11 protein-coding genes are annotated in these 14,606 nt (G+C 56.2%); 5 read left to right on the forward strand and 6 right to left on the reverse strand.

Annotation, left to right across the window (positions count from 1 at the left end):
• The first annotated feature begins 9 nt into the window (after window positions 1–9).
• On the forward strand, window positions 10–753 hold the full coding sequence (locus PG1C_RS09290; RefSeq protein WP_237218133.1) for an ABC transporter ATP-binding protein: 744 nt from the start codon (window positions 10–12) through the stop codon (window positions 751–753).
• On the forward strand, window positions 750–1,982 hold the full coding sequence (locus tag PG1C_RS09295) for an ABC transporter permease (RefSeq protein ID WP_202634524.1): 1,233 nt from the start codon (window positions 750–752) through the stop codon (window positions 1,980–1,982). The genes PG1C_RS09290 and PG1C_RS09295 overlap by 4 nt, the downstream gene beginning before the upstream one ends.
• A gap of 44 nt (window positions 1,983–2,026) precedes the next feature.
• On the opposite strand, the gene PG1C_RS09300 is transcribed toward PG1C_RS09295, so the two are convergent.
• Window positions 2,027–3,292 carry an NRAMP family divalent metal transporter gene (locus PG1C_RS09300; RefSeq protein ID WP_202634525.1) on the reverse strand — a complete coding sequence of 422 codons (1,266 nt, stop codon included), beginning with the start codon at window positions 3,290–3,292 and terminating at the stop codon, window positions 2,027–2,029.
• 288 nt (window positions 3,293–3,580) lie between these two features.
• On the opposite strand from PG1C_RS09300, the gene parC reads away from it, so the two are divergent.
• Window positions 3,581–6,016, forward strand: coding sequence for a DNA topoisomerase IV subunit A (parC, locus tag PG1C_RS09305; protein ID WP_202634526.1), 2,436 nt, complete (start codon window positions 3,581–3,583; stop codon window positions 6,014–6,016).
• A 79-nt stretch (window positions 6,017–6,095) separates the two neighbouring features.
• Here parC and PG1C_RS09310 read toward each other — a convergent pair whose 3' ends face one another.
• The 5 genes from PG1C_RS09310 to PG1C_RS09330 form a co-directional block, all read right to left on the reverse strand.
• A complete protein-coding gene (locus PG1C_RS09310; protein WP_202634527.1) occupies window positions 6,096–7,040 on the reverse strand; it encodes a fumarylacetoacetate hydrolase family protein in 945 nt (314 codons plus the stop codon).
• 122 nt (window positions 7,041–7,162) lie between these two features.
• A complete protein-coding gene (locus PG1C_RS09315; RefSeq protein WP_202634528.1) occupies window positions 7,163–8,395 on the reverse strand; it encodes a Rieske 2Fe-2S domain-containing protein in 1,233 nt (410 codons plus the stop codon).
• A gap of 99 nt (window positions 8,396–8,494) precedes the next feature.
• Window positions 8,495–9,037, reverse strand: coding sequence for a nuclear transport factor 2 family protein (locus PG1C_RS09320; protein ID WP_202634529.1), 543 nt, complete (start codon window positions 9,035–9,037; stop codon window positions 8,495–8,497).
• A 768-nt stretch (window positions 9,038–9,805) separates the two neighbouring features.
• A complete protein-coding gene (locus PG1C_RS09325) occupies window positions 9,806–10,066 on the reverse strand; it encodes a hypothetical protein (protein WP_202634530.1) in 261 nt (86 codons plus the stop codon).
• A 164-nt stretch (window positions 10,067–10,230) separates the two neighbouring features.
• Window positions 10,231–10,551, reverse strand: coding sequence for a hypothetical protein (locus tag PG1C_RS09330; RefSeq protein WP_202634531.1), 321 nt, complete (start codon window positions 10,549–10,551; stop codon window positions 10,231–10,233).
• Window positions 10,552–10,574: 23 nt separating this feature from the next.
• On the opposite strand from PG1C_RS09330, the gene PG1C_RS09335 reads away from it, so the two are divergent.
• Complete coding sequence (locus PG1C_RS09335; RefSeq protein ID WP_202634532.1) at window positions 10,575–11,804, forward strand: RNA polymerase factor sigma-54; 1,230 nt, start codon at window positions 10,575–10,577, stop codon at window positions 11,802–11,804.
• A 204-nt stretch (window positions 11,805–12,008) separates the two neighbouring features.
• Window positions 12,009–14,591 (forward strand): EAL domain-containing protein, encoded by a 2,583-nt coding sequence (locus PG1C_RS09340; RefSeq protein ID WP_202634533.1) that lies wholly within the window; start codon window positions 12,009–12,011, stop codon window positions 14,589–14,591.
• The last annotated feature ends 15 nt before the right edge of the window (window positions 14,592–14,606 follow it).

The raw sequence follows: 14,606 nt of genomic DNA on the forward strand, positions 1-14,606 counted from the left end.
TCTCGCGACATGGCGGCACTGATTCAGGTTGACGGACTGGCCAAGGACTACCAGATGGGCAGCACCCTCGTGCAAGCCTTGCGTGGTGTGACCCTGAATATTGCCGTCGGCGAATTTGTCGCGGTCATGGGGCCGTCCGGTTCGGGCAAATCCACGTTCATGAATCTGCTCGGCTGTCTTGACCAGCCCAGCCGTGGCCGCTATCGGCTGGGGACACGGGAAGTCTCGCAACTCTCCAGCGATGAACTCGCAAAGGTGCGCAATCGGCAAATTGGCTTTGTCTTCCAGCACTTCAACTTGTTGGCCCGCACCTCGGCGCTCGACAATGCCGCCCTGCCCCTGCTCTATAGCCAGCTACCCGTTGCCGAGCGCTCCGCCCGCGCCAAACAACGGCTGGCGCAGGTGGGGCTGGCCGAGCATATGGATCACCATCCCGCGCAGCTTTCCGGCGGCCAGCAGCAGCGCGTGGCCATTGCCCGCGCGCTGGTCTGCAACCCGCAACTGGTGCTGGCGGACGAGCCCACCGGCGCGCTCGATAGCCGCACCAGCACCGAGATCATGGCGTTGTTGCAGCAACTCAACCGCGAAGGCATCACTATCGTGCTGGTGACGCATGAACACGATATTGCGCTTTTCGCCAGCCGCATCATCAGCTTCCGTGATGGTCTGGTCATTGAAGATAAAGCCAACACACCCAACGATGCGGCCGCGTTGCTGACCATGGCTTCCATAGCTAACCAAGGCACCGCATGAACTTTGCCGCCACCCTGCGTGTCGCTCTGCTCGCCCTGCGTATCAACAAGATGCGCTCGGCGCTGACCATGCTCGGCATCATCATCGGTGTGGCGGCAGTGATTGTGATGATTGCCGTCGGCAACGGGGCACAGTCGCGGGTGGAAGAGCAGATCAGGAGCCTCGGCTCGAATATCATCATGGTGTTGTCCGGCTCGGTGACATCGGGCGGCGCACGTGGCGGCTCCGGCTCGCAGCCGACGATTTTTGAAGATGATGCTACCGCCATGATGCGCGAGATTGACGATATTCAGGCCGCCGCGCCCACGCTGCGCGGCGCAGGCCAGGTGATCGCTGGTAATGCCAATTGGTCGACGGTTTTCTACGGCATCACGCCAGAATACCTTGAAGTGCGCGAATGGCCTATCGCCGAAGGGCGGAGCTTTGAACCCGCGGAAATGAATGGCAGCAGCAAGGTTGTCCTGATCGGGCAAACCGTGGCGGAAAACCTGTTTGGCGCTGCCAGCCCGCTCGACCAGGTGATTCGCGTGCGCAAGGTACCGCTCACCGTGATCGGCGTGCTGGAACGCAAAGGCCAAAACATGATGGGCCAGGATCAGGACGATACCTTGCTGATGCCGATCAGCACAGCCAGAACCCGCGTGATCGGCGTGACACAAGCCAAATCGCGTAGCGTTAACTCGATCATGGTCAAGGTCAAAGACGAGGCAGACATGTCGCAAGCCGAAGCGCGCATGAGGGAATTGCTGCGCCAGCGTCATCGCCTGCAACCCGGCCAGGATGACGACTTTTACGTGCGCAACCTGTCGGAAATTCTGCAAGCGCAAGAAGCGTCGTCAAAAATCATGGCGCTGCTGCTGGCTGCCGTGGCTTCTGTCTCGCTGCTGGTCGGCGGCATTGGCATCATGAACATCATGCTGGTCTCGGTCACCGAGCGCACGCGTGAAATTGGTTTACGCATGGCTGTCGGTGCGCGTGGCCGCGACATCCTGACGCAATTTCTGGTCGAAGCCGTCACCCTTTCGGTGATAGGCGGGCTCATCGGCATTGTGCTCGGCATCAGCACCGCCCTATTGATTGCCACACTGGCTGGCTGGCCCACGGCATTGTCGGCCACCGCCATTATTCTGGCCGCCGGTTTCGCCGCAGTCATCGGTGTTTTCTTCGGCTACTATCCGGCGCGCAAAGCCTCGCGTCTACTGCCGATTGATGCCTTGCACTACGAATAGGCGCACTCCGCGGCGCAGGACGCAACAGCAATATCGGCACAATATCAGCCATACCAGTTGGTAATGCCGAAAGCCAGCGTCGCCAGCGCCATGACAGCCGTCGCCAGCCAGCCCATCCAGCGCAAGCGCGGCGAACCGACAAAGCGGCCCATCATTTTCTCGCGTCCGGACATGTGCATCATTACCGCCATCAACGGCACCGCGACAACACCGTTGATCATCGCGCTCCACAACAGCGCCTTCATCGGGTCAAGCGAACTGAAATCAAGCAGCACGCCAAGCAAGGTAGAGATGGCAATAATGGAATAAAAGCCCTTGGCTGCCGCAGGTTTGAGGCCAAGCCCCGTGCGCCAACGAAAAAACTCTGCCACCGCGTAGGCCGCTGATCCGGCCAGCACAGGCACCGCCAACAAGCCCGTACCGACAATGCCAGCAGCAAACAGCACAAAGGCGTAATCGCCGGCAATCGGCCGCAGCGCCGCCGCCGCTTGCGCCGAGGTTTGAATGTCATTTATGCCATGCACATGCAGCGTCACCGCCGTTGTGAGCATGATGAAGAAGGCCACCGATTGCGAAAAACCCATGCCCAGCACAGTATCCAGCCTGATGCGCGCCAACTGGCGGGTGGCATCTTCAGGACGCCTCATCAGCGCGCTGACTCGGGGCCGCCGTCCCATTTCTTCCACTTCCTGGCCAGCCTGCCAGAAAAACATGTACGGACTGATCGTTGTGCCGAAAATGCTGACCACCAGACCCAGATAGTCGCTCGTATGCTCGATTTTCGGCCATAGCGTATCGAGCAGCACGGTAGTCCACGGCACATGCACAAAAAACAAGGTGCCGACATAGGCGAACAGCGACAACGTCAGCCACTTGAGCACCCGCACGTAACGTTCATAGGGAATGAATATTTGCAACAGCAGACACAGCATACCGAACGCCACCGCGTACACATTGCTTGGGCCGCCCGCGACGAGATGCACAGCATCCGCCATCGCCGCGATGTCGGAGGCGATGTTGATGGTATTTGCCATCAGCAACAGCAGCACTAACGGCAGAGCAACCCAGCGTGGGTAACTGAGCCGCAGGTTGGCCGCCAGGCCACGCCCGGTGACGCGGCCAATGCGTGCGCTGACCATTTGTATGCTGACCATCAACGGATAAGTAAATGGCAGCGTCCACAGCATGCCAAAGCCGTATTGCGCGCCGGCTTGCGAATAAGTGGCGATGCCACTGGGATCGTCGTCCGCCGCGCCCGTGATCAGGCCCGGGCCCAGAGAGCGTAACCAGAGGCGAAGGCGGGATGTCATGGTCGGATTTCGTCGATAATGGGAGATAACAGCGATGCACCCCGACAGCTCGCGCGATAACCGGCAACTCTTGGGATTAACTTCAGGAAGCGCTTATTTTAGCGGCTGCCAGAGCCTGGCGCGAAAACCATCGTGGCAAATCGTCGATCTCTTTGTAACAAATTGTCAGACCGGTGGCCTTTCATGCCTTTCATTTTGATATCGTACGGTCCCTGTCTGCCGAATCCTCTGCGAACAGTTCTTTACCCTTATTCATTAGCGATGTAGATCGCACCCGGAAAAACCAGTATGAGCACTCAAACTCCCGACCTGTTCGATCACCTGGCGGACGATAATCCGCCGCCACCCGCCGCACCACCAGCGTCGCCCAGCGACAGACTCAAGACTTTTGATGACGGTTTTGACGACGGTAATTCGCTGGCGCTGGATACTTACGCCGAGCGCGCCTATCTCGCCTATGCGATGAGCGTGGTGCGCGGGCGCGCATTGCCACAGGTGGAGGATGGCTTGAAGCCCGTGCAGCGCCGCATCCTTCACGCAATGAATGAAATGCGTCTTGCCGCCAGCGCAAAGCACGTGAAAAGCGCGCGCGTGGTGGGGGACGTGATCGGCAAATACCATCCGCATGGCGACACCAGCATCTATGATGCGATGGTACGCGTGGCGCAGGATTTCACGCTGCGCTATCCGCTGATCGATGGCCAGGGCAACTTCGGCTCACGCGATGGCGATGGCGCAGCGGCCATGCGCTATACCGAATGCCGCCTGACACCGATTGCCGAATTGCTGCTCGCGGAAATTGATCGCGGCACGGTGGATTTTCTGCCCAACTATGATGGTTCCACCACCGAGCCGCAACTGCTGCCCGCCCGCCTGCCCTTCGTACTGCTCAATGGCGCTTCCGGCATCGCGGTGGGTATGGCGACGGAAATTCCGCCGCACAACCTCCGCGAAGTGGCCGAGGCCACGCGCCTGCTCATCAAAAAACCCAACGCCACGCTGGAAGAAGTGCTCGCCGTGTTGCCAGGGCCGGATTTTCCCGGTGGCGGGCAGATCATCTCGCCTGCCGCCGACATTCGCGAGATGTATGCGAACGGACGTGGCAGCGTGCGCATGCGTGCGCGCTGGCGCGTGGAAGAACTCGCCCGTGGCCAATGGCGCGTGGTGGTGTATGAGCTGCCACATGGCGTTTCTGTCGCCCAGGTGTTATCTGAAATCGAAAGCCTGACCAACCCGCAACCTCGTGCAGGCAAGAAAGATCTCGGCCAGGAGCAAAGAAATCTCAAGGCGCTGGTGCTGGGCGTGCTTGACACCGTGCGCGACGAGTCGAGCGATCAACAAGCCGTGCGCATCGTGCTGGAGCCGAAAAGTTCGCGCCTTGCCCAGGATGAATTCATGGGGATACTTTTAGCACACACCAGCCTCGAATCGAATGTTTCGGTGAATCTGACCATGATGGGGCTGTATGGCGAACACGGTGGCCGTCCGCGACAGAAAAATCTGTTGCAGATTCTCCGCGAATGGGTCGCCTATCGTTTCGCCACGGTAGAGCGCCGTACCCGCCATCGACTCGCTGAAGTTGAACGTCGCATGCATATTCTTGAAGGGCGCATGCTGGTTTTTTTACGCATTGATGAAGTCATCCGCTGCATACGCGAAGCGGACGACCCCAAGGCTGATCTCATTGCACGCTTTGGTTTGACCGAAATACAAGCCGAAGACATTCTCGACATTCGTCTGCGCCAGTTGGCGCGCCTGGAAGGTATTCGCATCGAGAAGGAGCTTAACGAGCTGCGCAAAGAACACGGACAACTGATCACCCTGCTCGAATCACGCGCGGAAACGACGCGCCTGATCCTCAAGGAAATCAGCGAAGATGCCAAGCGTTTCGGTGACGATCGCCGCACGCTGATGCAAGCCGAATCCGCCACCACGAATCGTGAAGTATCCGCACCGGATGAACCCGTCACAGTCATCATTTCAAAAAATGGCTGGGTGCGCGTGCGCCAGGGGCATGAGATTGACCCCGCAACACTAACCTATAAAGCAGGCGATTCCGCCGGCTGGATCACCCTCTCACGCACGATTTGGCCGCTGGTCATCATTGATGACAACGGCCGCAGCTATAGTCTGAAAGTCGCTGACTTGCCCAGTGGCCGCGGCGATGGCGCACCGCTTAATACGCTGCTCGATTTTCAGGAGGGTGGCAAACTGGCGCAAGTAATCAGCGCCATGCCAGAGGATAAATATCTGATCGCCAGCTCAGGTGCTTATGGCTTTATCACCCGCGTTGCGGACATGATGTCGCGCAATAAAGCCGGCAAAGTATTTTTATCGCTAGAAAAAGGCGAGCGCCCTTTGTCACCTGCAAAAGTCGGCGCTGGTAATACGCCGCATAGCAAGTCTTCTGCGGGGACACGGAATCAAGCAGTGGCCGCGCTCTCTGAAAGCGGCAGACTACTGATCTTTGCACTTGCCGAGCTCAAGGAAATGGCTCGCGGTCGCGGCCTCATGCTGCTGGATTTAGCCAAGAACGATGCCCTGGCAGGTGTGGCTGTCGTGGAAGCAAAACCCTTGCGAATACAAGGCATCGGTCGTGCAGGTAAAGCGCTTGAAGCGCTGCTTGAGCCACGCGCTCAAGCCGCTTTTCACGGCAGCCGCGCGCGCCGCGGGCAGGAAATTCCGTTCAAACTCAAACCCACTGGCCTGATCGTTGATCCGTAATTTTTTTGGCACAACGCCCTGTATCCTGCACCATGTACCCCGCACCATTTATTTATCTTGTAGCGTTGTGCGCAACACATCAAATGAGCGTGGTGGTTAGCTCTCCAATGTTTTCAACAGCGATGCGCACTTTATCGCCCCGCTGGAGAAAAATTCCGCGCGGCATGCCAACGCCGGCTGGCGTGCCCGTCGCCACAATGTCGCCAGGATAGAGCGTGAAGCGTTGGGACAGAAATGACACCAGCTCGGCATAGTTAAAAATCATCTTGCTGGTGCTGGAGTCTTGCATCAGCGTGTCATTGACCCAGAGTTTCAAATCCAGATCCATGGGGTTCGCAATGTCATCACGCGGCACGATCCAAGGGCCTGTGGGACACGAGCCATCAAAATTTTTCTGGCTGATCCAGTCATATTCAAGGGCTGAGCCCGGCGTGGCTTTGGGCCGCTTCATGAAATCGCGCGCCGATAAATCATTGATGATGGTGTAGCCAGCGACATAATCCATCGCATCGGTTTCTGTCACTTCCTTGCACTCACGGCCAATGACAACAGCCACTTCCAGCTCCCAATCCATTTTTTTTGTATAGGCAGGAATGCTTACCTGCGCCTGATGGCCCACCATGGTGTTGCGTGCTGTTCGAATAAACAACCAAGGGGGCATGCCAATATCATGCGGATCCGGCTCTGGTGGCGCGTTAAAGGCTTTGCACATTTCTGCCAGATGGTCGGTGTAATTCGCGCCGGAACAGTAAATACCATTTGGATACAGCACTGGTGGCAGATAAGTCACTGTACCCAACGAGCGGCCAGTGAATTTAGCGAGTCGGGTTGCATCCTTAGCCAGCGCAGCCAGCTCTTTTTGCGTATTTTCCCAATCATTAAGCACATCAAGCACGGTAGGGGCCCTGGGTAAAGCATCCGCCAGGTCATACACCTGACCATTCATGAACACCGCACCTACAGGCTGGGTGTCATGCGGCTGGGTGTCACGCGTATAAGTCAGCAGACGAAAAGAAGTGGTCACTTTGGGTTTCCTCCGGGTTGTTATAGCTCAATTTTGTGATGACTCTTGTGATGACTCAATTGAATCGAATAGCCTTGTTTGCATTATCAATAGCATTTAAAAGGCAACAGGACTTACGGCCTCTAAGGGCTGGACGCGCCAACATCGAACCCTCCTTCAATGGCGGTCAAGTCACTATCGCGGCCAAGAGGAACCTCGCCGCGCTCGTACGCTTTGACTGCATCGACCAGGGTTTTGCGGCCCTTTACCAACGCCAGATCGACGGGTGCAAGATATTCCCGAGAACGATCTACTCGCCCCTGGCTTTCGATAACCGCCAGATCTTCTGCAAAAATATTGATCAACGTTGTTTTCTTGCCGCCAAATCCAGCAAAGCTTTCGCCCCGATCAACGGCGTCACGTTGCTGCCCCCATCGGTTGTCAGCCGTACGTTCACCCAACTCTTCCAGAAAATTATTGAGATTGGGAATGCTCGCCAGATTTTGCATGGCAAAGCCGTCAGGCTGCAAAGGGGTATGACGGTTATAGAAAATCATCCAAAGCATCGCATGATCGTCATCAATGGGCACACTGATTTGCAATCCTTTATCAGCCTTCGCGCCGGGGCTAATCGCATGATGTTGAATAAACGGCATGATGAAATGAAAATGCGTTGTCTTGGCGGCATCATGATTCGCATAAGCAAAACCGTAATCCGTCGAATGTGCACGCATTTCGGGGTAATCAAACTCAATGCCACTATCCGTACGCCGTCCGGAACTAGAAAAATAGGCATTCCCGCGACTAGAGTTACGATTGGTTTGATTGTGCAATATCTGCGCGTGAAACACATCCCATAAGGTTTCCAGCGGATGCAGCCAATTACAGTTAACAACTGCCGTTGCGGCAATCACATGGTTATCCGGCAAGTCAGTGAATGACAATGGGCGAAATTGCGGCGCTGTGCCCTCACCTAGCCAGGCCCAGATAATTCCCTGCCCCTCATGCACCGGATGCGCCCTGGTTTTAATCTCATGCAATGGTGCATCTGCTGGATGCGTTGGTGCATCGAGCAACGTGCCCGATGGTGCCATTTTCCAGCCGTGATAAATGCAGCGCAGGCCAGTCTCTTCATTACGCGCTAACGCTAACGATGCGCCCCGGTGCGGACAAGCTTCATCCATCACACCAGCTTCACCACTACGTAAACGGAACGCGACATACTTGTCGCCCATCACGGTAATACGGAGTGGCGCTCCCCCTGGCTCAACTTGCGATGACCGAAGTATTGGCACCCAGTATTCCCGCATCAACCGTCCCATCGGTGTTCCCTGCCCCGTTTCGGTAATCAGCCGGTTATTCGCTTTGCTTAGCACGTACCACCCCTCTTCTTCTAAACAGGTTATCTACCGTGTTTGTTATTACTTGCGCACTACTTTATTAACCTTACGCACGCGCGTTGGTCCTCCTGGCGATCATGAATCAAGCGCTTGATAGAGATAATCTTCCATACTGTGCTTTTGCATCACAAAACCAGCGGGCAGTGCGAGCGGTGAAGTGATCTGTTCTTCCTGCATGTCACCAAGAACCAATACCCGGTGCGCAACACGCCATGCCCCATTGCGTTCTTCAAACCGGTCAATATAGCGGGCGGTAGCAAATTTCCGTACCCCACGATTGCCCTGAACCACCCCTGGCGCTTCCTGGCTAAATCGCTGAAACACCAAAAAGTACGATTCAACCACCGCGACGTCACGGGCCAGAAAGTCGATTAGCAAATTGGACATGAAGTGCATCGAGTGATCCTGGTGCGTATGAGCCTGGGCAACGCGCTTTAAAAACTCGTCCGCCGGGCCGTTGAAAAACCCGTGCTCATCCTGCGCGCCATCGTGATAGGTCGATAACGCAAGCTTCCAGTCTTGTCTATCTATGCCGCGAATAAACCGCTTCAACGTATCTTCAATTTCACGATGCGCGCGAAGTTCGTCCAAATAATTCTCAAAGAACTTACCAGACATCAATGAACTCCTCTGTACAATTCTTTTACTATTGTCTACTTTTAAAAATTGTAACTCACTTTAAAAATTCACCCGGGCACCATGGTCCTGATTTTTTCCCAATCACCACAGGACAGTACAGATCAGCTCGATAACGAGCCAAACCAAATTCGGTGTAAACTTGGCGACATGAGGTTTACAACCCTTGCCTGCAGACAATGAATACCAGGATTTTTGGCGTATATCGTATTAATATATTAGTTAGTGTATCGGCTACTTGGATATCCTGAAACGTGTCTTTCATAATTCAATAGATTTTCCCGACCTTCATTTCGAACTGAAAACTCTATGCTATTTATTCTTTACTACATTATTGCCATCACCATACTAGTAATGCACTTTACGGGTTACCTGGCACGTCACAATTTTGAATGGGTTGTTTTACTGCTTGCAGTTACGGTGTTCCCTGCGGTGATTTACCTTTAGTTTTGCAACAGATCTGGCTTGGTTAAGTAACCCGGCCAAGCCCAATAGAAAATACCCAATAAAAAAGCCGCTTTGAGCGGCTTTTTTATTGGGTATCTATCGAAAGTCCGGCGTCAGCATCCTGTGATTGGCTCGCTTTGGGTCGCATAGCGAGCTGACTGAATCTGCTGACTCATCGTTCCAGCATGGAGCATTTTGATGTTCGCCATGATCTCCGCCGTGAGTCCGGACAGATCGATCCTCAAAAAATCGATTGCCGCGAACTATGCCTGGGTGAAGCCGGAGCAGTTCGGTCTCTCCGGGCTACCCCAACCCTTGCCATTCAGTGCGGTTCGGGAAAGGCACCACACTACCTTCCCGTAAAACACTGCCGGTGACGGCCGACATGGCTGTATTCCTGAGTAGGTCGCCGAAGGTGCCCGAAGCCACGTCGAGGGCGGTAAGCTGTTCCCTGAGCGAATGGTCCTCGACGATTGCGCGAGCGATCGCGCTGAACCGATTCACCGGGTTCCCAAGAACACTCGCCTGCTTGGCCTCCACTCCCTTGGCGACGAACGCAGTCACATCCTCCGGGAGAATCCGGCGCTCCCGCAGACCTCGAAGAATGGAAGCTCTCCACGATCCAGAAGCTCATGCACCTGCTCGGGCTGGATGCGGAGCAGATCCGCCATTTTATCCGGGGTCAATATGTCAGCCATCGCCCTTCCCTTTCCATGACGCTTGTCCTTTTACTCTACCATCACGCGAGCGCCATTTAATGAATACGATGATTCGCCGCACATTTCCTCGGCACGATTATTTGCCACCAGATTTATCGCGAAAAAATGGCGTTCTTGATAATGATAGTTATTATGAATGCGGCATGAGATACTTGCACCATTCTTGAGGCGCTTGCCGCCGCAACAGAAGGTTACTTCACGATCTGCTTGCGTTTGAGCAAAATAATGTCGTCCTCTGCCTGGTGGTTTTGCCTGGTAGTTTTTACGCGCTGGGCGCTGACCAATAAAAAAACACGTGCTGGAATATCTTCCGATGCGGAATATCGCCATTCGGACAATCCATTGAAGTATTTGTGGCTCACAAAAATAACAACAACCTGGATGCCGCTACCCTCGGCAAAATCGTTCTCGCCAGATTCCTGACCCTACCGCTCAAGACCTATGACCGTTGTGTAGCGAAAATCGAGTCTTCGCCGTATTTTTTGGCACTCAGTCCGTGGGTAAAACCGACCAATCTCCTCGATACCTCGGTCAGTTGCGAGACGGTTGGCAACCCGGCCTCATCGTCGCAAACGCTGGGAGAAATTCGCCTATCCGAGGGGCAGTCAACCTTTGTCTACCACAAGCCAAGCTTTGTCCGGGAGTACCGGTTCGATGAAATCGAACTCAAGCGCCTGCGAAACTCCAACAGTCTCCCCAAGGAACTGACGGCCACACTCCACCGGCTGCGTCTCATCAACAGCCGTAACCGGCTCACCCATGGACTGATACAAGCGCTGCTCGACACCCAGGCATCCTATCTGATCTCGGGCGATCCGCTTTCGCTGGTACCGCTACCCCAGGCGCGAATGTCCAGGATGCTCACGGAGCGCAGTAATCTCCCCCTGGTCGCGGATGCAGGCCGCCTGTCTCGCCTCATTCGCGGACTATCGTTCAAAATGACGGATGGAAGAACCCTGCCGTTGAACGTGCTGTTTCCCAACGATCGGCAACTTCATTGTCATCGAATTGATTTTCTGATAAAAAGGGAAAAAACGCTGATCCTGGAAGGACATATAGCCCATCCGTTGTCCGACGACGCTATCGTCGCGTTTCTGTGGCAGCAATATGGGGTCTCTCTTTCGCGACGCTCGGTAGCGGCCATACGGCATCAATTGGCCATCCCATACTGGCGCCGCCGGGGCGAGCGCAAGGATTATCTGGTGGCTACCGAAGGATTCTCCCCGTTACTGCCCATGACGCCGCAGGCACTGTCCGCCTTTATGCCGCCACATCCTGGCGTGTATGAAATCCGGTCAGCGGCAAGTCTGGAAGATCGTACCGTGGCTGACGGTCAATCGGTGTCCCCGGAGCGGACGCGTGTCGTCTACATTGGTTCGACGCGCGACCTGCGCAAGCGCCTGGGCGATCACCTGCGCGGAAGCAGTGATAACCCGCTGCTGTATCGCTGCATCGCCGAGGGCAACGCACGGGTGCGGTTTCGCCAAGTGAGCGACGGATGGCGCTGGGTAGAGCGGGAGTTGTACCGAGTGTTCTGCGAGACCTTCGGCGCGCCGCCGCCATGCAATCGGATGAGTCCATAGAAAATGCGCAGCCTGCTGATACAATAACAAACACACCCCGGATCCCAGTCCAATCAGACTGCCAAGAACAGACAAGAATAACAGAAGGGCGGAAAACAAGATGGAAGAAACCTTGCGCAAGCAAGCAAGCAAGCAAGCAAGCAAGCAAGCAAGCCCGACGGCAACTTCGTCTCGTCTGAATGAGTGGTGGCGAGGGTGGGAGGAATGAAGCCGATCGGTGAAGCCGTCGAGGCCATGATGGCCGTTCTGGGACTGGATGGAACAGCGGTCGCCACACGCAAGGCGTTTCTCGGTTTTTCGGACACGGATATCGATCACCTCCGGAAACTTCACGAAGCGCTTAAAGGGCTGGGATCGCAATTCGCCCAGAGCTTCTATGACCACATGCTGCGCTTTCCGGAGACGCGCCGCTTCATCCCGGACGACCAAACGCTGGAGCGCCTGAAGCAAACCCAGGCCGAGTACTTCGACACACTGACCGCCGGTGAATACGGCCCCGACTATATCCGCCACCGATTGCGTGTCGGAATCGCTCACCAGCGCATTGGTTTGGAGACCCAGTGGTATCTCGGTGCCTATGCCAAGTATCTCGTCGATCTGCTGCCCGAGATCTGGCAACGGGTGGAAGACGATCATGAACGGCTGCCTGCCCTCCAGTCTCTCCTCAAGATCGTCCTGCTGGATATGGGACTGGCGATCGACACCTATATCCACGCCGACCGGCAGGCCATTCTGGCGCTCAAGGAATACGCGGAACTGGTGTTTTCGGCCATTCCCGACGGGCTGGTCGTGCTGACCTCCGATTTCATCGTCCTTTCCGCGAACCGGGCATTTCTCAGGCGTTTCGATCTGACGGAGGCCGACATGCACGGCCGGCCTCTGCTGACGCTCATTGCCGCCGAAGGCCTCGAAGCCCGATTGACCGAGGTGCGCAGTTCAGGCACAGCCCAGCATGACCTGCCGTTCGAGATGGGACTGGCCACAGGCACGCTGCGCATGCCAGTGCGCGTTACCCTCACTGGCATTCGTCTTGCGGAAGAAGAAGAAGAAGAAGAAGAAGCCCGTTTGCTCATGATCGTGGAAGACATGACCGAGCAGGCCCGGTTGCAGCAGGCGCTCAAGGAGAGCGAGGCCACCCTGCTGCGTGCGCAGGCGGTCGCGCATATCGGAAGTTGGCAACTCGATTTCAAGACTGGAGAGATCGCCTGGTCCCCCGAGGTGTATCGCATTTTCGGGCTGCCGGTGGATACGCTGCTCAGTTATGAGGCATTTCTCGCCTGCGTACACTCCGAGGAGCGTGAGATGGTCGATGCGGCATGGCAGGCCGCAGCCAAGGGGGCGCCCTATCACGTTCAGCATCGGATTTTGGTTGACAAAACCACGCGTTGGGTAGAAGAGCGCGCCGAGATCGAGTTTGACGCTGATGGTCATCCACTCAAGGCGGTCGGTACGGTCCAGGATATCACCGAGCGCAAGGCGACTGAGGCGCGGATCGAATACCTGGCGCTTTACGACCCGCTGACCGGGCTGCCCAACCGCGCCTTGTTCATGGATCGGCTGAAACACGAGCTTGCCGCCGCGGAGCGGCGCAATCAGCGGTTGTCCCTGTTGTTTCTCGACCTCGACCGGTTCAAGGAAATCAATGACACCCAGGGGCACAACGCAGGGGACCGCGTGCTTTCGGAAGTCGCGCGCCGCTTCCGTCAGGCGCTGCGGGAAGAGGAGACGCTCGCCAGGCTTTCCGGGGATGAATTCGTGATCATCGCCTCCGACTCGGGCGAGGCGGCGACCCGGATCGCGGACCGCATCGGCAACGCCCTTCTCACGCCGATCCCCGTCAACGGTCAGGGTTTCCTGGTCTCCGCCAGCATTGGGATCGCCATTTTTCCGGAGGATGGACGCTCTCCCGAAGAACTGCTCAAACACGCCGATATCGCGATGTACCGCGCCAAGGCCGGTGGCGGAGGTTACCGCTTCTACCGTGCGGAAATGGGCACGGACCTGGAAAGAACGCTGGCGATCGCACATCGGCTGGAGACCGCGCTCGCGGCCGGACAACTGCAACTCCACTATCAGCCCCAGGTGCATTTGCCAAGCGGTAGAATCACAGGGGCCGAGGCACTGGCACGATGGCATGATGCGGAATGGGGAATGGTTTCCCCGGTGGAGTTCATACCAATTGCCGAAGAACGGGGATTGATCAGCACGTTGGGTGAATGGGCACTTGCTGAAGCATGTCGCCAGGTCCATCGATGGCAAGAACAGAAATGCCCACTGCCCGGAAGAGTCGCGGTGAATGTGGCTGCAAGACAGTTCGAGGACGACGGCTTTGTCGACCGGATGCTGAGGATTGCCGCCGAGAACGGCGTAGCCCCTTCCCTCATCGAGCTTGAGCTGACCGAAAGCGGCATGATGCGCGATCCGGAACGCGCCGTCGAGATCACCCGGGAACTTGCATCTGCCGGATTTGCGCTCTCCATCGACGATTTCGGCACCGGGTATTCTTCGCTGACTTATCTCAAGCGATTCCCAGTGCATAAGCTCAAGATCGACATATCGTTCGTCCGCGACATGCTGAACGATCGCAATGATTATTCGATCGTCAGCACGATCATTGCAATGGGCAGGAGCATGGAACTCGAAACGCTTGCCGAAGGCGTGGAACACGCCAAGCAGGCTGAAGTACTTCTGGCGTTGGGATGCCAGCTTGCGCAGGGCTATCATTTCGGCCACCCGGAAGCCGCTGACGATTTCGAGAGGATGTGGCTGCGCGGCTCTTGCCATTAGGCTGCTACTTTTCCC

Origin of the sequence: Rugosibacter aromaticivorans, assembly GCF_000934545.1 — a bacterium.
Taxonomy (GTDB): Bacteria; Pseudomonadota; Gammaproteobacteria; order Burkholderiales; family Rhodocyclaceae; genus Rugosibacter; species Rugosibacter aromaticivorans.

Coding starts and splice junctions, on each gene's coding strand:
- PG1C_RS09290 (WP_237218133.1), top strand. CDS start 10: ATGGCGGCACTGATTCAGGTTGACGGACTGGCCAAGGACTACCAGATG.
- PG1C_RS09295 (WP_202634524.1), top strand. CDS start 750: ATGAACTTTGCCGCCACCCTGCGTGTCGCTCTGCTCGCCCTGCGTATC.
- PG1C_RS09300 (WP_202634525.1), bottom strand. CDS start 3,292: ATGACATCCCGCCTTCGCCTCTGGTTACGCTCTCTGGGCCCGGGCCTG.
- parC (WP_202634526.1), top strand. CDS start 3,581: ATGAGCACTCAAACTCCCGACCTGTTCGATCACCTGGCGGACGATAAT.
- PG1C_RS09320 (WP_202634529.1), bottom strand. CDS start 9,037: ATGTCTGGTAAGTTCTTTGAGAATTATTTGGACGAACTTCGCGCGCAT.
- PG1C_RS09330 (WP_202634531.1), bottom strand. CDS start 10,551: ATGGCGATATTCCGCATCGGAAGATATTCCAGCACGTGTTTTTTTATT.
- PG1C_RS09340 (WP_202634533.1), top strand. CDS start 12,009: ATGAAGCCGATCGGTGAAGCCGTCGAGGCCATGATGGCCGTTCTGGGA.